Source organism: Nocardia sp. NPDC087230 (genome assembly GCF_044744725.1).
Taxonomy (GTDB): domain Bacteria; phylum Actinomycetota; class Actinomycetes; order Mycobacteriales; family Mycobacteriaceae; genus Nocardia; species Nocardia canadensis.
This window is the reverse complement of sequence record NZ_JBIUYV010000004.1, coordinates 75,855-96,149: the sequence shown is the minus strand read 5'-3', so window position 1 is coordinate 96,149 and position 20,295 is coordinate 75,855. Positions and strand designations below refer to the sequence as shown.

The following is a 20,295-nucleotide window of genomic DNA, read 5'->3' as shown; positions in this document are numbered from 1 at the left end:
GTACGCCACGCCGCCGGAACGCTTCGCGAAGCCGGATTTGCCCGGTAGAGTTTGGACGGTCGTACACATCCAGCGCGAGTGGCGAAATTGGCAGACGCGCCAGATTTAGGTTCTGGTGTCCACGGACGTAGGGGTTCAAGTCCCCTCTCGCGCACAGTTTCCAGCGGTTGCGCTGATCGTGCCCGGACCGGCGGTCGAGTGCGCTCGCCCACGAGGCCCTCGTCGTATCAATCCCCCGACCTGCATTGATGCCGCTTTTCCCGGCAGATCCGCCGACCCCGCGAGCCCGGTCAGCCGTGCCCGACGGCTCCAGCGGCCGGGCAGGTCCACGTAATCGAGCCGATCATTCCGCCGCCGCCCTCGCTCCAGGAACGGGTTAACGGCCTCTCACCGGGCCGAACGCTCCCGCGAGAGGCACGCTACGGCCACATCGCAGAACTGGGCCATGGGCGAGGATGCGCCCGCGGTTCGGATCGGTTACCGAGTCACAGTCGACGCCGAGTGCGGACACACCCGGACCTGATCCCTCACAAAAGGCGAGACTCCCGGCGCGACCGCGTGTCACCGCAGCAGCACCGGGAGTCCCTCGGCCGGAGGCAGTTACCCGCCGGCTCACCTTCTCAGGGCAGGACCTGCGGAATGGCCTCGGGGTTCACGTGACCCACGACGCCACCGATGATGGCACCGATGGCCGCGTGGGGCAGTACGCCGAGGACGAGGCAGATCGGGTAGCCCACGCCGAGCAGGATCACCGACGGCAGGCAATTGACCAGGGTGGCGAGGGCACCGACACCGGCACCGGCGAGGGCACCGTTGACCACCGGATCGGAGTTCTCGGCCTTCGGGTCGGTCGCGACGTCGTGCAGGCCGGTCTCGACCACATCCGAAACCACGGGAGCGACCACATCCGCGGCGACGGGAACGGCCGCCTCCACAACGGGACTTTCGCCGGAAGGCTCGGCGTCCTGCGCAATCTCGGCGGCCACCGGGGTGGCGGACCCGAACGAGAACGCGGCGATGGCAGTGTCGTAGCCGTCATCCTGGAGCGTCGTCGCGACAGCAGGCTGAGCCCGCTGATCGGCGGAGGCATCCGCCGACGCGACGCCGCTTCCAGCGAAGGTGACCGCCACGATGACCGGCAGTGCACCGAGAAGAATATTGCGAGTTGAGCGCTTGAACATTTAAGTACCCTCTCGACCTTGTGCCCCCGACTGGACCAACCGAATGTCGACCGGGCTATTAGTAATAGCCAAGCAATATTAAAAGCAACTTTTGTGATCTATTTCACATTGACACAGTCGGGCCAATCCATTTCGTACAACACGGGCGCATTCGGAGCATGCCCGCGAACGGAGCCGCAACGGCCGCTCGGCGACCCGACCCGTCCGGAGAAGATGTGCCGGACACTCACTGTGCGGCCTTGCGCTCGAGCGCCTCCCGGGCTTCCCGCTGGATGCGCGGGAACTGCTCGGCCATGCGGGCGGCCAGCGCCTGGGCCGCCGAGAGCGGTCGCACCATCACCGTGAACTCGTCGATGCGGCCGTCGTCGTCGAAGTGCAGGAAGTCGCAGCCCGTCAACTGCAAGCCGTCCACGGTGGCTTCGAACACCAGCGCGTGGTCGGGCCCTTGCGCCGCACCGATCTCGCGCACATAGCGGAAGTCCTCGAAGACCCGCAAAACCCCGCGCAGAATCGCCGCCGTCACCGCCTTGCCGGGGTACGGCGCGAAAGCGACCGGGCTGGTGAACACCACATCGTCGGCCAGCAGTTCTTCGACGTTATCCAGATTCTTCGACTCCACCGCGGCCCGAAACCGTTGATGCACCTGCGCCTCCTAGGCAAATAATTGATTAGGTCGAACGAGGCTATCCCCAGCGTGCACCGCTGTCCAGGATGGTGTCACCATTGACCGAATTCACCATTCAGGTCCGGTAGGCTTGCTCGATGGCGTTACGACACGCGGTCTTGGCCGCCCTCCTGGACGGCGAGGCGTCCGGCTACGACCTGGCCAAGCAATTCGACGCGTCGGTCGCGAACTTCTGGATGGCGACCCCGCAGCAGTTGTACAAGGAGCTCGAGCGAATGACGGCCGACGGCCTCATCGCGGCGCGGGTCGTCGAGCAGGAGAAACGCCCGAACAAGCGGCTGCATTCGATCACCGAGTCCGGGCGGGCGGCGCTGCGGGCTTTCATCGCCGATTCGACCAAACCCACCGTCATCCGCGACGAGATGCTGGTCAAGATCCAGGGCATGGACTCCGGCGACGCCCCGGCCGTCGAGGCCGTCCTGGTCGAGCGAATCGGCTGGGCGGAGGCGAAACTCGCCCGCTACGAGCGGTCGCGGACCCGGATGCTCGCCGGCCGCAGCGAACGGGCCTACCTCAGCGAATCCGTCCACATCGGCCCCTACCTGACCCTGCTGCGCGGCATCGCCTTCGAGCAGGAGAACATCCGCTGGGCACAGTTCAGCCTCGACGCCATCCGTCGCCGCCGCACGGCAGCGCTCGATCCGGTCGATCGACTCGTGCCGCCGTGAGCTTTCCCACGGGATCGGGCGTCGAATTCCATCGAATGCACTACGCTCGCGGACGCGAACTAGAACAGGTTCCAGGGGTGGGAGCATTCGATGCGGGCAAGGGAAATCACGGCGATACGGGCAGCGGTGGCCGGCATGGCGGTCGCGCTTTCGACGGCGTGCGCGGGGTGGGCCGCGGCAGTGCCACCGCCGCACCAGGATTCGTTCTACGCCGAGCCCGCCGATCTCGCGGACCTCCCCAACGGAACGGTGCTCGCGTCCCGTGTGGTCGAGCCGAAGTCGTTCTTGCTGCCGCTACCCGCGCACGCGTGGCAGGTGCAGTACAAGACGATCGACAACCACGGGGCACCCCGCGCTTTTGTCGCGACAGTGCTTGTGCCGCACGGGGAATGGACCGGCGCCGGACCACGGCCGCTGCTGTCCTATCAGGTCGCCGAGGACGGTGTGGGTGCGCGCTGCGCGCCCTCGTACGCACTGCGCGGTGGGATCGACGGCGTCCCGAGCAACGCCTATACCGAGACCGGCATGATCCGGTTCGCCCTGCAACAAGGGTGGACCCTGGTCGTGCCCGACTATCAGGGGCCCGATTCCGATCTGTTCGGCGCCGAAGGGTATGTCCACGGCGTGCTGGACGGTATCCGAGCGGCCAGAGCGTTCGCGCCCGCGGCGGTCGACCCCGCGGCGCCGATCGGCATGTGGGGCTACTCCGGCGGGGCGCAGGCCACCGCCATCGCCGCGCAGCAGCAGCGCGGCTACGCCCCGGAGCTGCCGGTGACCGGGGTGGCGCTGGGCGGGATCGTCGCCGACCTGGAGGCCACCATGGCCGGGTTCAGCGGTGGCATCGCGGGCGGGGGCGCGGTGGTCGGACTGGTGGGGCTGAACCGGTCCTATCCCGACGCCGATGTGGCCGGATACCTCAATGAAGCCGGTCGCGCGATGATGGCCGCGAGCCGGGCCGATTGCCTGCTCGACGCCGCTGTCGCGTATCCCTTCCTCGACGCGGCGACGCTGGAAGCGTGGCCGGGATCGATCACGGACAACCCCGCGTTGAGCGAGGTGGTGCGACGGGCCAGTCCCCTGTTCCGTCCGGGCGCACCCACCGCGCCGGTGCTGATCTACCACGCGGTCGCCGACGAATTCGCACCTGTCGCCGCGGCGCGCGCGATGGCCGGGAAGTACTGCGCCGACGGGATCGCGGTGGAGCTGGTCGAGCATTCGTTCGGCGAGCACGGCACCGAGGCCATGGTGGGACTACCGACGGCCCTGACGTATCTGGCCGACCGATTCGCCGGCAGGCCGGCGGTAAGCACCTGCTGAGCGCGCTCGTGGCCGGCGGTCAGGTCATCGTGGTGCGGGCGCACACACTGCGCCACCCACAGGGCAAGCCGCAGGTGGCGACGACCCTGGTCGCGATGTGGCCGTCGACGAGAGCGCTGACCAGGTGGGCCTGTGCCGGGTAGCCACAGGCGCCGCAGGTGCCGAAGTAGTTGAGAATTTCCTGGCTGACCCCGGCGGCATAGTTCGGAACCGGCTCCACGATGTGTCCTTCAGCGGTAGTAGTTCGCCCATCTCCCGAGCACGACCCGGACGAACGGGCGGAGGAACAACGCGGTCCAGCTCAGCCGCAGGAAGGCGAAGATCGCCGGTCGGCCGGCGATCGTCCACCGCAGCACCGTTGTGCCGTCGGATGTTTCGGTGAGATCGAAATCCATGGTGTAGGACTCGATCAGCAGCGGGATCGAGGTCTTGATCCCGGCCACGCTCAGCCGGGTGTGCGGATCGCGGCGGGTGACCTGCTCGGCGGCGGCGAAGACGATGCCGTCGAGCGTGCGGACGGTGCCCGGACCACGCCGCTGGTCGCGGTAGGTGACCCCCTCGATCATCGGGATCCAGGTGAAGGCGCCGTCCTCGAGCGCGGACCACACCTCCCAGGGCAGGGCGGGGAAGTGCTGCTCGACCGTCATCCGGAAGGTCGGACGCCGGGTCTCGATCAGCAGGATCGCCTGGTCGTCGACCGGCGGGATCTCGGTGCCGAGCAGGCGGGCGGCGCGGCGCTGCGCGACGACGACAGCGGCGAGTCCGGCTCCCGCGGCGACCACGAGAGCGCCGAGCGCGGAACCGAGCAGAACGAGCCAAACCATGTGCAGCGCAGTCCTTGTCGCGGAAGAAGAAGTCTCAGGGGTTGGTGCGCAGCAACGGCGAGGACACCTTGCTCGTCAGCCATCGGTCCCCGGATTTCGTCAGCGACAAGGTGATCGACAGCTGACCGCGCCGGGGCTGCTGCTGTGTTCCGACGCTGGCGATGGACTGGTCGACGACCACGATCGCTTCGGCGGTGTCGGCGTCACTGGTGGCGATCGCGCAATCCACGGTGCCCGCCGTCGACTGCACCTGGCCCTGGATCAGCACCTCGCGCAGGTCGGCGCTGGTGGACTCGAATTCCTGCTTCCATGCACCGGTCGCCCGATCGAGCACGGCGGTGAAGTAGGCGTCGAGGTCGGTGGCGTTGTAGGTCGACAGCACCGAGCCGTACGCGCAGGCGGCGGCCCGTGCGTCGGTGCGGGATCGCTCGAGTTCCCCGGCACGGTGGTTCTGCCAGCCGAAGTAGCCACCGGCGGCGCAGCCCCCGATGCCCAGGGCGATCGCCAGGGCGACCACGATCGCGGTGGTGCGCGGCCGACGGGCCGACGACACTGCCGCGGGGCCGGCCTCCTCCGGCGTCTCCGGCGCGGTGACTGCGGAATCCTCGGTGTCGGTCATGGGGTTCCTCTCGGTAGCAGGGGGTCAGCGGCCGGGCAGCGGCACGGAACGTTCGTCGCCGGTGACGCCCGGCGGCGGTCCGGCGGTGTTGTCGGGGGTCGTGGGCCGTGGCGCGTTGGCCGACCCGCGGATCTGCTGCGCGGGATCGTTGATGACGCAGTAGTTGTAGAGCCGCACGCTGCCGTCGGAGACGGTGGCGGGTGAGACCGGGATGGTGTCGTACTCGCAGAACGGGCGCGGCCAGATGTCCACCATCGTGTGGAAAGCGTTGTCGTGCGCCGGTACTCCGAGCAGCGCGGTGCCCGAGCGCAAGGCGGGGAACAGTGCCGACAGCGCCGGTGTGCGCAGCCGGGCCGCCTGGGTGATCGCGCGGAGGTTGGTCACCAGATTCGTGATCGGGTCGGTGGTCTCGGCGATCACGCCGCCCAGCGTCGCCAGCTGTCCGGGGCCGAGGTCGAGTATCCGCCGCAGTTCCTGGTCGGCGGCGGCGAACTGCCCGAACAGCACGCCCGAACCCTCGACGAGAATGCGCAGGTCCGGCTGGGCGTGCGAGGTCGTCTCCGCGATGACCGACAGCTTCTCGACGAGGTTGCGGGTCTGCGGAAGCAGTTCCGTCATCCCCACCATGGCCTGGCTGATCCCGCTGATCACGGTGCGCAACTGGCCCGGCCCGCCGGCGAGCGCCTTGTCGAGCTCGGCGACGATGACGTTCAATCGCTGTGGATTCAGCCCGCCGATGAAATCGCCGGTGTTGGTGAGGAACTCGTTGATGGTGACCGGCGTGGCGGTCCGGGCGAGCTCGACGACGGCGCCGTCGGCCAGATACGGGGCGTCGTCGGTATCTGGCCGGATATCGAGGTACTGCTCCCCCGCGGCCGACAATCGAGCGACGACCACCGCGCCGCCCGCGGGGACGCGGTAGGCGGCATCGATCTCGGCGACGGCGACGACCCCGGTCTCCGACAGCTCCAGGGACCGCACCGTCCCGACGCGCACCCCCCGGAAGGTGACATCGGAATGCGCGAGCAGGCCACCGGAGCCCGCCAGTTCCACCCGGACGGTGAAGGTGTCACGCAACGGATCGATCCGGATGACGTCGAGCAGCAGGTAGCCGCCGCTGACCAGCAGGGTCGCCACCAGTCCCACGGCCGCGACGCCGTTGACGTGCCGCTTGCCCCAGCTCGCGGCCCGGAGCAGGAATTCGGCGGCGACCTCGAGTGCCACGCCGAGCGCCCAGATGCCGAAGGTGACCACCAGCGCGAGCGTGTATCGGACACTGCCCCGGGGATATTCGGTCATCGCCCACCGCCCTGCAACCGGCCGAGTACCCGCGCGAGGACCTCGGCGAGACTGCCGACGAAGGCGCCGGGGTCCGATCCGTCGGGCAGCCTGCTCCCGTTCGGGTCGGTCAGGGCGCCGACACTGAGGTAGGAGATCGTCGCCGCGACCGCGAGGCTCGTGCCCTCGGTGGTGGCCAGCAGTGCGGGGTGCAACGCGTGCAGCTGGTCCAGCGCGCCCGCCAGGTTGTCGCCCATCTGGGTGAAGCCGGTCATCAGAGCCTGCACGCTGTCGAAGAGGCCGACGAAGTCCGCGCTGCTGGTGGCGGTGAACTCGCCCAGTGCGCCGAGGGTGGTCGAGACCTCGGTGGTGAGATCGGTGATGGCGCGGTTGTTCTCGGTGAGCACCGAGATCAGCGGCGGGAAGGTGTCCGCGGCCTGGCCCAGCTCGGCCCGGCGCTGGTTGAGGGTGGCGCTGAGCGAGTCCAGACCGTGCAGCACGGCGTCGATCTGACCGGTGCGGGCGTTGAGCGCGGTGAGCGTCGCGGTCAGTTCGGTGAGCAGATGCGCGAGCTGGGGCCCGCGGCCGGCGAAGATCGAGTTCGATTCGCTGGTGATCCGGGCCACCTGGCTGAGCGCACCACCGTTGAGCAGCATCGACAGCGACATCATCAGTTCCTCGACCGAGGCGCCCGCCGCAGTGTGGTCCCTGTCGATGACGTCGCCGTCGACCAGCATCGGTGTGCCGGAACGAAGTTCGGGCAGCACGATGGCGACGTAGATGTCGCCGAGCGGTGTCGGTTGCCGCAGCTCGGCGCGTGACCCGCGCGGCAGCCGGACGTCCCCGCGGATCTCGAGCTCGACGGTGGCGACGAAGTCGGTGGTGTCCAGGCCGGTGACGACGCCGATGTCGGTGCCGCCGGTTTTCACGTGCGCGCGATCGGGCAGGTTCAGCGCGTTGTCGAACAGCGCGCGCACGGTGTAGGTGGGGCCGTCGAGGCCGGGCTCGGGCAACGGCATGGAGTCGACGGTGACCGCGCACCCGGCGACCACGCACGCCGCCAGCCCCAGGACTACCGCGCGGGAAAGGTGTCGCCTCATCGGGTCAGTCCCAACAGGGCGGCGAACAGTCCGAAGTCGGGCCCGAAGTCCTGCAGTTTGCCGGTCCGGCAGCCGTCGGCCCGGAGCTCGACTCGCTGGCAGAACAGCGCGAGCAATTCGTTGTCGAGCAGGCTCTTGTCGGTCAGCAGATGAAGGCGGACGGCCCGATTCTCCGGACTCACCGCGTTGCCGAGGTTGTCGAGGAACAGCGGGGCGATATCGACGATCTCGGTGAGCCCGCGGGCGTGATCGCGCATCTGCGCGGTGATCGTGATCAGTCGCAGCAGCGCGTCGGTCAGCGGTTGCTTGTTCTCGCCGACGACGGCGCTGGTGTTGGCGACGAAGTCGTTGATCTGGGTGAGCACGGCCTGCAATCCCGGGGATTGCTCGCGCATCAGGGTGACCAGCTGGGTGAGCCGGGCGCTGAAGTCCCGGACCGTCGCGTCGTTGTCGGCGAGGATCTGGGTGACATCGTTGAGCCGCACGATCGCGTTGGCGATCTGGTCCTTGTTGGCCAGGGTCACTTCGAAGGCGCCGGAGAGGGCGTCCAGGGTCGCCTGGATGCGGTCACCGTTGCCGTCGAGTAGCGGAAACAGCACCCGGCTGGCCATCGGGCCGTCGGAGTTGTTGCCCGCCAGCGCCTTTCCGATGTCGTCGAAGTTGCGCAGAATGCGGTCCAGCTCGACGGGCGTCCGGGTCCGGGCGAAGGGGATGTGGCTGCCGTCGGCCAGAGTGGGGCCGCCGGTGTAGGCGGGGGTGAGTTCGATGTGGCGGTTGGTGATCATCTGTGGCGAGACCAGCGCCGCGATCACGTCGGCGGGCAGGTCGACCTCGGGATCGACGACCATGTGCACCTGCACGTACTGCCCTCGCGGGACCAGCTCCGTCACCCGGCCCACGGGCATCCCGAGAACGGAGACTTCGTTGCCGACATACAGGCCGGCGACGTTCTCGAAATCCGCCGTGATGGTCTTCTCCTTGCCCAGCAACCGGTCCGGCAGCGAGGTCAGGCTCTGCGGCAGTGCCGAGCACCCCGACAACAACGCGGCGACAGCGGCCAGCACGGCCAGGCGGACGAATGTCGTGCGCATCAGCGGCACCCTTCCACAGCGTGGACGGCACACAGCCAGTTGTCGGGGAACATCCAGGGCAGATAGATCTCCCCGTACGGGCCGTTGCCGAGGGTGTTGTTGAACTGGCGAAGGGTGACCGGCATGATCTGGAACAGGTTGTCCAGATTGGCTTTGTTGTTCTGCAGCCCCGCCGACATGGTGTTGAGATCGGCGATCAGCGGCGCGAGCTGTCCCCCGTTCTCGATGCCCATCGCCTGCAGGTCCGCGGAGACCGCGGCGATGCTGTCGAGCAGCTGGGTGACCAGGGCTTGCCGTCGGGCGACCGCGTCGCCGATGGCCTGACCACGCGTCAGCAGCAGCAGGACGGCGTTCTGATTGTCGGACACGACGCTCGAGACCTTGTCGATATTGCGCAGCAACTGCTCGACCTCGTCGCGCCGATCGCTGATCACCTGGGCCAGCGAGCCCACCGAATCCAATGCCGCCGCGGTCAATTGCGGTGAGTCGCCCATCTGCCGAGCGAGCGCGTCCAGCGACGCCCGCAGTGCCACGGGGTCGACGCGTTCGAGGTGCTCGAACGCGTGGGTGTATTTGTCGTCGTTGACGACCTTGGCCAGGTTGTAGGGAACTTCGGTCCGGTTCAACGGGATGCGCTTGCTCTCGGGCGAGGAGGGCGCGCCGGGATCGAGTTCGACGTGCATCCGGCCCAGGATCGTCGACATCTTGATCGCGGCCCTGGCGTCGTCGCCGACCCGGATACCGTTGTCGATCGAGAGCGCGGCCTCGATCCGGTCGCCCGCCAGGCGCGTCGACTTCACGGTGCCGACTTCGATGCCGGCGATATCGACGCTGTCGCCGGTACGCAGCCCGGCGGTCTGGGCGAATTCGGCGTGCACGGTCCGGTTGCCGAGATCGAACTCGGTGAGCGCGCTCGAACCGAACAGCAGTAACACCACCGCCGCCCCGGCACTCAGGCCGAGCCACCAGTGACGATTGCTCGAATAGCTCGGTATCGCCTGCCACAGTCGCCGCGCGATGGGCAGCAGCGTTCCGCGGCGCTGACTCGGTCGGGTGGACGTCATTACCGGCATACCTCCGAATGGGAATTGCCACCGATCTGGTTGAACATCCCGGGCGGCAGCAGCACACCCCACAGCGAGACATCCAGACTGCAGACATAGGAATTGATGTAGGCGCCGTTGCCGCTGATCCGGGCGAGACCGGCCAGCACGAACGGCAATTCGGCCGCGGTGAGGTCCAGCCGAGCGCCGTTGCCGATCAGCAGCCGCACACCCTCGTTCGCGGACTGCTGGGCCTGCGCGAGTCCGGGTCTGATCCGGGCGATGAGATCGGCGAGCTGTCTGGTCGAGCCCGAGGCCTGTTCGACCGCGCCCGCCAGGGTCGTGCCCTGCTCGTAGAGGTCGACGGTCAGCGTGCGGGTCTGGGTGATCAGCGTTTCCAGCTCGCCGCTGCGGTGGGCCAGACCCTCCACCACACCACCGAGATTGGTGATCACCTGGCCGAGGATCTCGTCCCGGTCGCGGAAGGTGGCGGCCAGTTGCGCGGCCTGGGTCACCAGCGCGCTCAGCGAGACGCCGTCGCCCTGGAGGGCTTGGACCAGCGTGTGCGACAACGAGTTGATGTCGTCGGGCTCGAGGGTGGCGAACAGTGGCTCGAAGCCCGCCAGCACCGTGGACACATCGAAGGACGACTCGGTGCGCTCGTAGGGAATGGTGCCCTCCGCGGGCAACCGGTCACCGCCACGATCGCCGGCGGCCAGCGCGACATATCGCTGCCCGATGAGGTTCTGATAGCGGATCAGCGCCTTGGTGGTCGTGGTGAGTTGCTGGCGCGACTGCACGCGCAGCACCACCGAGGCGCGCCGATCGGCGTCGAGTTCGATGGCATCCACCCGGCCCACGCGAATTCCGGCCATGCGGACGTCGTCGCCCACGCGCAAGCCCAGGACATTGCCGAACGTCGCGGTGTAGCGGACGGTGTCGCCGCTGACGCCGCGCTGCAAGGTCGAGAAGATGGTGTAACTGGCCACCAGCGCCACGCCGATGAACAAGGCCAGGATCAGCACAGCGGTGCGGGTTTTCATCATGTCAATTCCCCCGGGGCTGGGCGTTGGCGTAGGTGACGTGCACGGCCCCGTCGGCCAGGACCGGCGCGAGCAGCACCAGTTGCGCGGCGTTCGGCGTTCGCCCGACGAGCGCCTCGATGGCCTCGGTGCCGTGCAGGGACGCCGGAGTCGACGCCGGGGCGGCGGCCGGTCCGGGGCCGGCCTCGATCGGTGTCGGGCCGGGAATCGCGGGCAGACCCGGGAGCGCGGGCAGGCCGGGAATCGCAGGGAGACCGGGGACGACGGGCGGCGGGCCCGCCGCTTCCAGCCGGCGCGGCAGCAGCTGCGTCGGAATGTGCTGCTCCGGAGCGGTATACGGCACCGTCGAGCCGCCACAGCGGGGCCCGGCGAGATCGCCGTAGCGGGGACAGTCCGCGGCGGTGTACTGGGTGAAGGGGGTGAAGCTCACGTCGACGACCCAGCGCATCTGTTTGTCGGGTCCCCAGTTGAAGACCGTCGCCAGATTGCGCAGCGCGACATTGAGGTTGGCGGCCGCGGCCCCGATCGCGCCGGAGTCGGCGGCCAGCGCGCCGAATGTCTCGTGCAACCCGCCGACGAGTTCCGGGCCCGCGCCCGGATTGCGCTCGAACAGGGTGTTGGTGACGCCGACTACGCCACGCGCGGCGGTCAGCAGCGAGATGAGGTTCGCGCGCTTCTCGGTGAGTGTGCGCGCCGCGGTCACCGAGGAGACGAGCGTGTCCACCAGCTGCGGCGCCGACTCGTTGACCGCCGACGCCGCGGCGCCGAGGTCACCGAGCAGATCGCCGATCCCCGGGGTCGCCCGGACCTGCGTGGTCCAGGTGTCGAGCCGTTCGATGGTGGAGCCGGGCATGCGGTAGGTCGGGTCGAGGGCGTCGGCCAGCGTGCCGAGGACGGTCGCCAGCCGAATCGGATCGATGGCGTCGAGGACGGTGCGCAGGGTGGTCAAGGTCGTCTGGAGTTGGGCGCCCACCTCGCTGGTGTCCTGCGCGATGGTGGCGCCGTCGCGCAATCGATCCGGCGAAGCGCCGTTGCCGATGAGTTCGACCGCCGTGACGCCGAAGATGTTGTTCGGCACCACCCTGGCGGTGACCGTGGCGGGAATGCGCTGGGCCATGGCCGGTTCGATGCGCAGCAGCACGTCCTGGCGCTCGCCTCTGGCCGCGATGTCGGTGCGGGCGACCTGGCCGACCAGCACGCCGCGGAAGGTGACGTCGGCGCGCTCGGGCACGCCGTCGCCGGTGCTGGTCATGCGAGCCGTCACTTCGACGGTGTCGAGGAACGCGCCGTTGTAGCGCAGTCCGAGCAGATAGACGACGGTGGCGATGAGCACGGCGATGAGCCCGCCGAGCAGGCCGAGTCGCCGGGCGCTCGGGCCACGGCCGCTGGGGTCGATGATCATGGTCGAGGCCTATCCCGTGATCCTGATGCCCGGGTCGATCCCCCAGATCGACAGGGAGAAAAGCAGATTGACGAACACGACCGTGACGATGGTCATGCGGATGGCGCGGCCGGACGCGACGCCGACCCCTTCGGGTCCGCCCGCCGCGGTGTAGCCGTAGTAGCACTGGATGAAGGTCGCCACGGCGGCGAAGACCACGATCTTGAGGATCGAGTAGGCCACGTCCACCGGGTCGAGGAACTGGTGGAAGTAGTGGTCGTAGGTCCCCAGCGTCGTCCCGCCGAGGAAGGCCACGGTGAATCGTGTCGCGATGTAGGCGATGGCCAGGCCCGCGGTGTAGAGCGGCACGATCGCGACCACGGCCGCCAGCATGCGCGTGGTGATCAGGTAGGGCAGCGGCCTGATGGCGATCGACTCCAGGGCGTCGATCTCCTCGGAGATCCGCATCGAGCCCAGTTGCGCGGTGAATCGGCAGCCGGCCTGGGCGCCGAACGCCAAGGTCGCCAGCAGCGGCGCCAGTTCCCGCGTGGTGGCGAATCCGGAGATCGCGCCGGTGAGCGGACTCATGGTGAGCAGGTTCAGCGCGGTGTGCGATTCCATGCCGACGGTGATCCCGCCGAAACCGCAGAGGATGACCACGACGCCGATCACTCCGCCGCCGACGATCAAGGAGCCGTTGCCGAAGCTCACGTCGGTGATCAGCCGCAGCAATTCCTTGCGATAGTGCTTGAGCACGAAGGGAATCGCCGCGACCGCCTGCAGGAACACCAGTCCCTGATGACCCAGCCGCACCGGAACCCTGGCGGGCACGGTGGCGGCCGCGCGCAGCCGGCGCACCGGACGCAACACCGGTGGCACGTATTCGGAGGCCATCTCAGAGCACCTTCGACGGGAACACGGCGTTGTAGAGCTGGGTGAGGATGATGTTGGCCGCGAACAGCACGATCGCGGAGTTGACGACCGCGGAGTTCACCGCGTCGGCCACGCCCGCCGGTCCGCCCCGGGTGTGCAGTCCGGTGTCACAGGCGATGATCGCCGCCAGCGCGCCGAAGACCGTGGCCTTGACCATGGCGACGACCAGATCGGCGGCCACCGCGAACGAGGCGAAGGTGCCGATGTAGGAGCCCGGCGTGCCGTCCTGGATGTAGACGTTGAACACGTAGCCGGTCGCGAAGCCGACGAACACGACCAGCCCGCACAGCAGGGTGCTGACCACGACCGCCGCGGCCAGGCGCGGGGCGACCAGGCGCCGGACCGGATCGACCCCCATCACGGTCATGGCGTCGATCTCCTCCCGGATGGTGCGCGAACCCAGATCCGCGCAGATCGCCGACCCCACCGCGCCGGCGATCATCAGCGAGGTCACCAGCGGTGCGCCCTGGCGGATGATCCCCAGCCCGTTGACCGCGCCGATGAAGGTGGTCGCCCCGACCTGACTGACCAGCGAGCCCACCTGGATCGACACCACCACCGCGATGGGGATGGCGACCAGCAGGGTCGGTGACGCCGACACACTGGCCATGAACGCGCACTGCTTGACGAATTCCGTGGTCGGGAACCGCCGGGTGACCAGGGCGCGGACCAGTTCGGCGAGGGCCCGGCCGGTCATCAGGACCTGACGCCCGGCCGTCTCGACAGCTCGCTGCGGGTGTTCGCGCCAGTAGGTCAGCCCGAAGGCGATGACCTGATCGCGGGCATCACCGCCCCCGGGTGGAGCTGTTGCCCCGGCATGGAATTCACCAGAAATCCTGGTCGACGACTGCTGCACGATGGGTTCACTCTTTTCTACGTATCCGTAGATATTAATTACTACGCTAGAGTAGATATGTGGACACTAACAGCGCCGATGACGCGGCACCAGAGCTTTGGGGGATCATTTCTTGATGAGCATCGAAGAGGACACCGACGGCGTCTGGCGGATCGCCCCACCGCGACCGGCCCGGCCGCGGCGCCGCAACGGCCCCCGACTACCGCCGGAGCAACGCCGTGAGCAACTGCTCGACGCGGCCCTCGCGGTCGCGGGCCGGGACGGGTTGTCCGAGCTCACGATGCAATCGGTGGCCAAGCAAGCCGGTGTCGCCAAACCCGTGCTGTACGCGATCTATCCCACCGCGCCCCAACTGCTCGACGCGCTGCTTCGACGCGAACACACCCGGGGCATCGCGCAGGTCCTCGAGGCACTGCCCGCCGATTTCGACGATTCCGACCCGGACGTGGAGTACGAGCAGGCCGTCATCGCCTTCCTCACCGCGGTCCAGGACGATCCGGTGCGCTGGCGGTTGATCCTCATGCCCGCCGACGGCGCCCCCGCCTCCTATCGCGGCCTGCTCGCCGGCGCCAGGGAGAAGGTCGTCGCGCGCTGCGCCCAACTGCTCGAGACGGGGATCGCGCGGCGAGGTGGCCCCAGGGACGTCGACGTCGAACTGGCCGGCCGAATCATGCTCGGATTCATCGAATCCCTGGGCCGACTGGTGTTGTCGAATCCGGATCTCGCTACGCCCGAAACACTTCGGCCCACGGTGCGGGCGCTGACCCGGACCTTGCCCAAGGACGACAAGGGAACCCGGATCATCCCGGCCGGCGGATCGGTGGTCTCCGCGTGGCAGGCCGGGAACGCGCCGACCCCGCCCGACCAGGCCGCGTCACCGTAGCTCGATATCGGAGATCAGCAGCGGCGGCCAGGCGATGATCTCGCCGATCGCCGAGAACAGCTTGTCGACGCCGTGCAGATCGTCGAGGTGCTCGTGGTGGGCGCCCAGCCAGAACAGCCCGATCAGCAAGTACGGCACACCGAAGGCGATGCCGAGGAAGATGAGCTGGCGCAGGCTGATTCGATAGCCCAGCAGTTCTTTGATCATCACCCCACCTCTCAGGAAATCTCGCCGAGCACGGCCTGGGACTCGATCAGCCCCTGATCGTCCGGGGCTTCCCCGCGACCGAAGACCCGGGCGCGCTGCTTGTCCCGCAGCGCCTGATGGGCGTGGGCGGGAATGTCGTAGCCGTAGCGCTGCTGCGCTTGCCGCGGCGTCATCGTGGTCGCGCTCACGGGCGGAATCTTCAGCAGCACCGGACCGGCCACCGGGACCGACATCGGCGAGATCAGGCGCAGCAGCTGAATCTGCAAGCGCGCGTTGAGACTCACCAGCGTGAAGGCGACGCTCATCGGCGTCGTGACGAGCGCGTCGAGCAGCCTGCCCTTCGGCAATCCGGCCATCTCGCGCATCCATCGCGGCATGGTGGCCAGGGTGCCCCGGCGCAGGAACGCGTACACGATCTTGAACATCGGCCGGAGCAGCAGCGGGATCTCCGGCATCATCACCTCCGCCTGTAGCAGGTGCCGCATCGCCTTGCGAGCGATGTCGGACCCGATCAGCTGTGGACGCATCCGCTCGAAGTACTCGCTGATCCCGGCCCTGGTACGGGGCACGTCCGCCGGGTCGCAGGTCTGGAGTTCGGCCGCCCGCGCGCACTCCGCCCAGTACTGCAGCTCGTCGGCCTCGCTGAGCCGGCCGGGACCGTACTTCTCGTACGCGACGAGGATGGAATGCCAGGCCGTCAGGTGAATCCACAGCTGCGACTGCGGGTCGTTCGCGTCGTAGGACCGCTTGGTGACGGGGTCGACGCCGATCCCCTTGGAGTGGATCTTCACCAGGATGTCGGCCGCGTGCGCGGTCGAGCGGCTGTCGGCGAACATCACCATGGCGAAGTACCGCAGCGTGCGGTCGTAGCGGGTCCGCGGCCGGTCGTAGATCGCGTGGGTGGCGTCGACCGAGGCCACCAGCGCCGGGTCCAGCTCCTCGATCACCACTGCCCGCTGGAAGCCGACCGTCAGGCTGGTCGGGTAACTCCAGACGCGCCACGCGACCGAGTCCGGACCGAAGAAGCCGTAGTCCTCCGCGGGCGTGAGTGGGGGTATCGCCAGCCACTCACGCAAGGAAGCAATTGTTGCCATCGCGGGTTCCAATCCATTTCCTACTCGAGCGTAGAAGTATTACTACGCATGAGTAGGAACGATAGACCCGTGATCGACCCCGAGTCAACGGTTCGAGCCCGACTTGTCGACAATTGACTCAGACAGTCGGTGGCCGGGATAGTGCCGCCCGAATAGCCTGATAAGAGCCAGCATACTTCCGCCTATGTGAGCGCCCCCTCGGAGTCCTCTCCGGCCATCGAGTATTTGGACCCCATTTTCGACTGATTATCTCAGACAGTCGCCAGGTGTGGTCCGATCGGATCGCGCCTCCCCCTGGAGAACCCCATTGCGTTCGGGCTGAGTGGAATCCTGTCGATCGGACGACGCGTCGGATTCCATCGATGACATGGCTACACAGGCAGCGGCGGAGACCGAGACGCCGGAGCGGTTCGATGACGCGCCCGGCAGTTGGTCGACCGGGAACGACGGGGTGGTGGTCGTGCTCGACGAGGGCGAAGAGCTGAGCGTCGACGGCGAGGTGGTGCGTGGCCGGTCCGCGTTCGCCCCGGACCGCGAGTGGGTGGTGACCGGGAAGTACGTGCGCTTCGACGAACCGCGCCCGACGACGGTCGGCGCGTCGGTGGAGGGGCTCGAGCACGTCTACGACGCACCGGGACAGGTCGAGTTCGAGATCGTCGGTCCGGCGTTGCGGCTGACCGCGTTTCCCGGCAAGAACCCCGAGGATCTGTCGGTGCTGTTCACCGACGCGACCTCCGGGGTGACCACCTACGCGGCGAATCCGGTGGTGCAGGTGCCGATGCCGGCGGCCGACGGGACCGTGGTGCTCGACTTCAACCGCGCGGTGAATCTGCCGTGCGCCTACACCGATCTGGCGACCTGCCCGCTGCCGCCGGCGGCGAACCGGCTGCCGATCGCCGTCGAGGCGGGCGAGCAGATCCCCTTCGAGCGCCGGGGATGAGCTCGCCGCGGATCAGCTCGCTGGCCTTCCTGTCCCCGGGCAACTACCTCGACGACGATCCGTACACCGGTCTCGAGGACACGCTGCGACTGTTCGAGTACGGCGAGCGCCTCGGGTTCGACGGCGCGTGGGTCCGGCAGCGGCATCTCGAGCACGGAGTGGGATCGGCGGCGGTCTTCCTGTCCGCCGCCGCGCAGCGCACCAGCCGGGTGGAGCTGGGCACCGCGGTCATCCCGATCGGGTACGAGAGCCCGTTCCGGCTGGCCGAGGATCTGTCGCTGGCCGATGTGCTGTCCAAGGGCCGCCTACAGCCGGGGTTCAGCGCGGGGACCCCACCGCACGCCGAGCTGATCGGCGATCTGGTCTTCGACGGCGACTGGCGCACCTTCGACCTGTCCTACGGCCGGGTGGCCCGGCTGGTCGAGAACCTGCGCGGCCACTACCTCGGCGACGCCGACACCGTCATCCACTCGCCGGGCACCACCCAGCGGCCGCGGCTCCAGCCGCACAGTCCCGGCCTCGCCGACCGCGTCTGGTACGGCGGTGGCAGCACCCGGTCGGTGCGCTGGGCGGCGCAGAGCGGGCTGAATCTGCTCAGCGGCAATATCGTCTTCGGTGACCGCAGCGACGACTTCGCGACCGCCCAGCTGGGCCTGATCAGCGATTACCGCGAGCGGATCGATCCGGCGCGACCGGCGCGAGTCGCCGTGGGGCGGGTGCTCGTCCCGTTCGACAGCGCCGATCGCGCGACCCGCGAGCGCTACCGGACCTATGCCGCGAGCCGCCACGAACGCACCCTCGGACCGCAGGGTGAGCGGCGGGTGCTCTATGCCCCCGATGTCGTCGGGACCGCCGAGCAGATCCTCGAGCGGTTGCGGGCCGATCCGGTCCTCGCGCGGACCAGCGAGCTGCGGCTGGAGCTGCCGTACGAGTTCCACCGCGCGGACTACGAGCAGATCCTGCACGACACGGTGACGCTGATCGCGCCCGAACTGGGCTGGAAACCCGCGCTCGGCTGATTACTCCGGCGGCCGGTAGGTGACATCCAGCGCCGCGGCGGCATCGATCTGCTCGGGAGTGAGCAGGCCGACGGTGTGCGACACGGCCGCGCCCGCGGCCGCCGTGCGCATCGCGAGCGCCGCGGCGGCGACCTCGTCCGGGACGTCACCGATCACGAACAGATCGTCGTCGCCGAACGCGAAATAGCAGGCCTCCACGTGCCCGCCCACGCTCTGGACCATCTCGGTGATGGCCGCCCGGCGAGCGCTACCACCCTGTGCGAGTAGGCCATTGGCCCCGTCTTGCAGATAGCTGACCCGCCACATGTACTTGGGCATAGCTTCGAGCCTCCTCTGACTGGGACGCGATCTCGGCGTCCACAGCCTAGGGCACTCCCCCGGCGGCGGCGGATGACGCGAAAAGCCGCCGCCGCAATGATGCGTCACCGTGACGACGGCGATACCCCTCTTGCCTCCCGACAAGAAACTCACCGCGCAGCGCGTCGGCCTGCTGGCCGTCGCCGCAGGCATCGCGCATCTCGTACCGGCCGCGCCGCACGCGGCGCGGCCGACCTCGCGCCCGGGGTCTCCTGCGACGGGTCCACCTGCTGCAACGACACCGACGACACCTACCGGGTGCGGTCGAAACGTGGTGTGCGACGCGGCGGTGCCCCGGCAAACGGTCATAGTCACCACCTACGTCGCGCCGCGGGACACCGCGGCGGATCAGCGTGGCGTGCCCCGTGGTGTCCTCGCCGCCCACCGTGGAGCAGCAGCCCGAGCAGTGCCGATCCGACGGGACCTGGGAACACCGACCGCCGGTGGTCCGCCCCGGCCCGATGGTCGGCACCATCGCGACGGGGGTGATCCATCTGTCGGCCGAAGTCGACAACGGTCCGCGACCGGACAGCGGTTCCAGCGGGGATCAGCCGACCCCGCTCAGGAATCGGCGGGTCCGGGGGACACTGCCGACGGCGATCAGCGCGGCGAGTGCCGCGATCGCGGCGAGGACGAGGTAGGTGCCCGACCAGGTGCCGGTCCAGCTCATCAGGGCGGTGCCGGCGAACGGCGCGGTGGCCATCACGATCACCACGGGGGCCGACAGCAGGCCGTTGAGGCGGCCGTAGTGGGTGGCGCCCCAGCGGTCGGTGATCGCGGTGGCCTGCACCAGGGTCATGATCCCGCGGATCAGGCCCGCGCCGACCGAGACCGCGACCAGCGCGAAGACCGTTGTCACCCAACCCAACAGCGCGGTGGCGAGCGCGGTGACGGCGAACGCGCCGACGATCCGGACGGCCGGGGTGGTGCGGGTCATCAGCGGGAGGTAGCCGAGCCGGCCCAGGACCTGTCCGATACCGCCGAGGCCGAGCGTCAGCGCGGCCGCCGCCGGGGAGAATCCGCGCTCGATGAGCAGCGGGACCAGGTTGAACACGGCGGCGAACGCCGCGAACGCGCCCAGGCTCAGGGCGGTGACCAAGGCCAGGAACGCGGGGCTGCGGGCGATCGCGCGGTGGTCGTCGTCGTGCCGGGTCGCTGGTGCGGGCGCCGGTGGCCAGGCGCCGGTGAGCCCGAACAGATGACCGGGCACGGTGACGACCGTCAGCACCACCGCGAGGACGAGATAGGTGGCACGCCAGTCGGTGCGCTCGACCAGGACGGCGGTCAGTGGCGCGAACACCGTGCTGGCCAGACCGCCCGCCAGCGTCAGGATCATCAGGGCCTTGACGTGCTCGGTCCCGAACCAGCGGGTCAGCGCCGCGAACGCGGGCGGGTACAGCACCGCGCCCATCGCGACCCCGGCCGCGAGCCAGCCGAGGAAGAACACCGGCGGATTCGAGGCCAGGGCCACCACGACCAGCGCGGGCACGGCCAGGACCGATCCCGCGGTCATGACCGACCGTGGCCCGACGCGGTCCAGGACGCGCCCGACCGGGATGCCGGTCAGGGCCGCGGCGAGCTGGCTCAGCGAGAACGCCGCGGTGAGCATCGGCAGCGACCATCCGGTGTCGGCCGAGATCGACACCGACAGCACCGGGAACGCGTAGTAGAGGATGCCCCAGCTGGTGATCTCGGTGAGGCACAACGTGATCAGCACGCGCCGCCGCAGACCGGCACCGGCCGCAGCCGGTCCGGTCCGCGTGGCCGTCACGGTGG

Annotated in this window: 22 protein-coding genes and 1 tRNA gene; 6 read left to right on the top strand and 17 right to left on the bottom strand. The window is 68.7% G+C overall.

The window, feature by feature from the left end; genetic code table 11:
* The first annotated feature begins 72 nt into the window (after positions 1-72).
* Positions 73-154, top strand: a tRNA-Leu gene (locus tag ACIO52_RS16030).
* A gap of 466 nt (positions 155-620) precedes the next feature.
* Here ACIO52_RS16030 and ACIO52_RS16025 read toward each other — a convergent pair.
* Together ACIO52_RS16025 and ACIO52_RS16020 are read right to left on the bottom strand one after the other, a co-directional pair.
* On the bottom strand, positions 621-1,181 hold the full coding sequence (locus ACIO52_RS16025; RefSeq protein WP_402644599.1) for a hypothetical protein: 561 nt from the start codon (positions 1,179-1,181) through the stop codon (positions 621-623).
* 226 nt (positions 1,182-1,407) lie between these two features.
* On the bottom strand, positions 1,408-1,824 hold the full coding sequence (locus ACIO52_RS16020) for a nuclear transport factor 2 family protein (protein WP_218717920.1): 417 nt from the start codon (positions 1,822-1,824) through the stop codon (positions 1,408-1,410).
* Between the two features lie 119 nt (positions 1,825-1,943).
* Between ACIO52_RS16020 and ACIO52_RS16015 the strand changes: the two genes are divergently transcribed.
* Together ACIO52_RS16015 and ACIO52_RS16010 are read left to right on the top strand one after the other, a co-directional pair.
* Entirely contained in the window at positions 1,944-2,534 is a 591-nt protein-coding gene (locus ACIO52_RS16015) for a PadR family transcriptional regulator (RefSeq protein WP_402644595.1), read from the top strand.
* Between the two features lie 135 nt (positions 2,535-2,669).
* Positions 2,670-3,851: a lipase family protein gene (locus ACIO52_RS16010; RefSeq protein WP_316573812.1), complete on the top strand. Its 1,182-nt coding sequence runs from the start codon at positions 2,670-2,672 to the stop codon at positions 3,849-3,851.
* Between the two features lie 19 nt (positions 3,852-3,870).
* Here ACIO52_RS16010 and ACIO52_RS16005 read toward each other — a convergent pair whose 3' ends face one another.
* Genes ACIO52_RS16005 through ACIO52_RS15955 form a run of 11 tightly spaced genes read right to left on the bottom strand, consistent with a single transcriptional unit; the run spans position 3,871 to position 13,932 of the window.
* Complete coding sequence (locus ACIO52_RS16005) at positions 3,871-4,071, bottom strand: hypothetical protein (protein ID WP_218717923.1); 201 nt, start codon at positions 4,069-4,071, stop codon at positions 3,871-3,873.
* A 10-nt stretch (positions 4,072-4,081) separates the two neighbouring features.
* Positions 4,082-4,675, bottom strand: a complete 594-nt coding sequence (locus ACIO52_RS16000; RefSeq protein ID WP_402644591.1) for an SRPBCC family protein — start codon at positions 4,673-4,675, stop codon at positions 4,082-4,084.
* 34 nt (positions 4,676-4,709) lie between these two features.
* Positions 4,710-5,294, bottom strand: a complete 585-nt coding sequence (locus ACIO52_RS15995) for a hypothetical protein (protein ID WP_218717925.1) — start codon at positions 5,292-5,294, stop codon at positions 4,710-4,712.
* Between the two features lie 24 nt (positions 5,295-5,318).
* Positions 5,319-6,593 (bottom strand): MlaD family protein, encoded by a 1,275-nt coding sequence (locus ACIO52_RS15990; RefSeq protein ID WP_316573810.1) that lies wholly within the window; start codon positions 6,591-6,593, stop codon positions 5,319-5,321.
* Positions 6,590-7,672, bottom strand: a complete 1,083-nt coding sequence (locus ACIO52_RS15985; RefSeq protein WP_218717927.1) for an MCE family protein — start codon at positions 7,670-7,672, stop codon at positions 6,590-6,592. Before ACIO52_RS15985 ends, ACIO52_RS15990 begins: the two co-directional genes overlap by 4 nt.
* Positions 7,669-8,763 carry an MCE family protein gene (locus ACIO52_RS15980; protein ID WP_402644586.1) on the bottom strand — a complete coding sequence of 365 codons (1,095 nt, stop codon included), beginning with the start codon at positions 8,761-8,763 and terminating at the stop codon, positions 7,669-7,671. The genes ACIO52_RS15985 and ACIO52_RS15980 overlap by 4 nt, the downstream gene beginning before the upstream one ends.
* Entirely contained in the window at positions 8,763-9,827 is a 1,065-nt protein-coding gene (locus ACIO52_RS15975) for an MCE family protein (protein WP_316573808.1), read from the bottom strand. Before ACIO52_RS15975 ends, ACIO52_RS15980 begins: the two co-directional genes overlap by 1 nt.
* Positions 9,827-10,852: an MCE family protein gene (locus tag ACIO52_RS15970; protein ID WP_218717929.1), complete on the bottom strand. Its 1,026-nt coding sequence runs from the start codon at positions 10,850-10,852 to the stop codon at positions 9,827-9,829. Before ACIO52_RS15970 ends, ACIO52_RS15975 begins: the two co-directional genes overlap by 1 nt.
* Position 10,853: 1 nt before the next feature.
* Complete coding sequence (locus ACIO52_RS15965; protein WP_402644582.1) at positions 10,854-12,251, bottom strand: MlaD family protein; 1,398 nt, start codon at positions 12,249-12,251, stop codon at positions 10,854-10,856.
* A 9-nt stretch (positions 12,252-12,260) separates the two neighbouring features.
* Entirely contained in the window at positions 12,261-13,124 is an 864-nt protein-coding gene (locus ACIO52_RS15960) for an ABC transporter permease (protein ID WP_218717931.1), read from the bottom strand.
* A gap of 1 nt (position 13,125) precedes the next feature.
* Positions 13,126-13,932: an ABC transporter permease gene (locus ACIO52_RS15955; protein WP_308248448.1), complete on the bottom strand. Its 807-nt coding sequence runs from the start codon at positions 13,930-13,932 to the stop codon at positions 13,126-13,128.
* A 202-nt stretch (positions 13,933-14,134) separates the two neighbouring features.
* Here ACIO52_RS15955 and ACIO52_RS15950 point away from each other — a divergent pair, with 202 nt between their 5' ends.
* A complete protein-coding gene (locus ACIO52_RS15950; protein ID WP_218717932.1) occupies positions 14,135-14,902 on the top strand; it encodes a TetR/AcrR family transcriptional regulator in 768 nt (255 codons plus the stop codon).
* Here ACIO52_RS15950 and ACIO52_RS15945 read toward each other — a convergent pair.
* Positions 14,894-15,109 carry a hypothetical protein gene (locus ACIO52_RS15945; RefSeq protein WP_218717933.1) on the bottom strand — a complete coding sequence of 72 codons (216 nt, stop codon included), beginning with the start codon at positions 15,107-15,109 and terminating at the stop codon, positions 14,894-14,896. The genes ACIO52_RS15950 and ACIO52_RS15945 overlap by 9 nt on opposite strands.
* Positions 15,110-15,120: 11 nt before the next feature.
* Positions 15,121-16,203, bottom strand: a complete 1,083-nt coding sequence (locus ACIO52_RS15940; protein ID WP_316573805.1) for an oxygenase MpaB family protein — start codon at positions 16,201-16,203, stop codon at positions 15,121-15,123.
* A 367-nt stretch (positions 16,204-16,570) separates the two neighbouring features.
* On the opposite strand from ACIO52_RS15940, the gene ACIO52_RS15935 reads away from it, so the two are divergent.
* Together ACIO52_RS15935 and ACIO52_RS15930 are read left to right on the top strand one after the other, a co-directional pair.
* Complete coding sequence (locus ACIO52_RS15935; RefSeq protein WP_402644577.1) at positions 16,571-17,143, top strand: DUF1684 domain-containing protein; 573 nt, start codon at positions 16,571-16,573, stop codon at positions 17,141-17,143.
* On the top strand, positions 17,140-18,162 hold the full coding sequence (locus ACIO52_RS15930; protein WP_402644574.1) for an LLM class flavin-dependent oxidoreductase: 1,023 nt from the start codon (positions 17,140-17,142) through the stop codon (positions 18,160-18,162). The genes ACIO52_RS15935 and ACIO52_RS15930 overlap by 4 nt, the downstream gene beginning before the upstream one ends.
* Here ACIO52_RS15930 and ACIO52_RS15925 read toward each other — a convergent pair whose 3' ends face one another.
* Together ACIO52_RS15925 and ACIO52_RS15920 are read right to left on the bottom strand one after the other, a co-directional pair.
* Positions 18,163-18,480, bottom strand: a complete 318-nt coding sequence (locus ACIO52_RS15925) for a GYD domain-containing protein (RefSeq protein WP_218717937.1) — start codon at positions 18,478-18,480, stop codon at positions 18,163-18,165.
* Positions 18,481-19,066: 586 nt separating this feature from the next.
* Positions 19,067-20,290: an MFS transporter gene (locus ACIO52_RS15920; protein ID WP_402644571.1), complete on the bottom strand. Its 1,224-nt coding sequence runs from the start codon at positions 20,288-20,290 to the stop codon at positions 19,067-19,069.
* Between the last annotated feature and the right edge of the window lie 5 nt (positions 20,291-20,295).

Coding starts and splice junctions, on each gene's coding strand:
- ACIO52_RS16025 (WP_402644599.1), bottom strand. CDS start 1,181: ATGTTCAAGCGCTCAACTCGCAATATTCTTCTCGGTGCACTGCCGGTC.
- ACIO52_RS16015 (WP_402644595.1), top strand. CDS start 1,944: ATGGCGTTACGACACGCGGTCTTGGCCGCCCTCCTGGACGGCGAGGCG.
- ACIO52_RS16010 (WP_316573812.1), top strand. CDS start 2,670: ATGGCGGTCGCGCTTTCGACGGCGTGCGCGGGGTGGGCCGCGGCAGTG.
- ACIO52_RS16000 (WP_402644591.1), bottom strand. CDS start 4,675: ATGGTTTGGCTCGTTCTGCTCGGTTCCGCGCTCGGCGCTCTCGTGGTC.
- ACIO52_RS15995 (WP_218717925.1), bottom strand. CDS start 5,294: ATGACCGACACCGAGGATTCCGCAGTCACCGCGCCGGAGACGCCGGAG.
- ACIO52_RS15990 (WP_316573810.1), bottom strand. CDS start 6,593: ATGACCGAATATCCCCGGGGCAGTGTCCGATACACGCTCGCGCTGGTG.
- ACIO52_RS15985 (WP_218717927.1), bottom strand. CDS start 7,672: ATGAGGCGACACCTTTCCCGCGCGGTAGTCCTGGGGCTGGCGGCGTGC.
- ACIO52_RS15980 (WP_402644586.1), bottom strand. CDS start 8,763: ATGCGCACGACATTCGTCCGCCTGGCCGTGCTGGCCGCTGTCGCCGCG.
- ACIO52_RS15975 (WP_316573808.1), bottom strand. CDS start 9,827: ATGACGTCCACCCGACCGAGTCAGCGCCGCGGAACGCTGCTGCCCATC.
- ACIO52_RS15970 (WP_218717929.1), bottom strand. CDS start 10,852: ATGATGAAAACCCGCACCGCTGTGCTGATCCTGGCCTTGTTCATCGGC.
- ACIO52_RS15965 (WP_402644582.1), bottom strand. CDS start 12,251: ATGATCATCGACCCCAGCGGCCGTGGCCCGAGCGCCCGGCGACTCGGC.
- ACIO52_RS15960 (WP_218717931.1), bottom strand. CDS start 13,124: ATGGCCTCCGAATACGTGCCACCGGTGTTGCGTCCGGTGCGCCGGCTG.
- ACIO52_RS15950 (WP_218717932.1), top strand. CDS start 14,135: ATGAGCATCGAAGAGGACACCGACGGCGTCTGGCGGATCGCCCCACCG.
- ACIO52_RS15945 (WP_218717933.1), bottom strand. CDS start 15,109: ATGATCAAAGAACTGCTGGGCTATCGAATCAGCCTGCGCCAGCTCATC.
- ACIO52_RS15940 (WP_316573805.1), bottom strand. CDS start 16,203: ATGGCAACAATTGCTTCCTTGCGTGAGTGGCTGGCGATACCCCCACTC.
- ACIO52_RS15935 (WP_402644577.1), top strand. CDS start 16,571: ATGGCTACACAGGCAGCGGCGGAGACCGAGACGCCGGAGCGGTTCGAT.
- ACIO52_RS15930 (WP_402644574.1), top strand. CDS start 17,140: ATGAGCTCGCCGCGGATCAGCTCGCTGGCCTTCCTGTCCCCGGGCAAC.
- ACIO52_RS15925 (WP_218717937.1), bottom strand. CDS start 18,480: ATGCCCAAGTACATGTGGCGGGTCAGCTATCTGCAAGACGGGGCCAAT.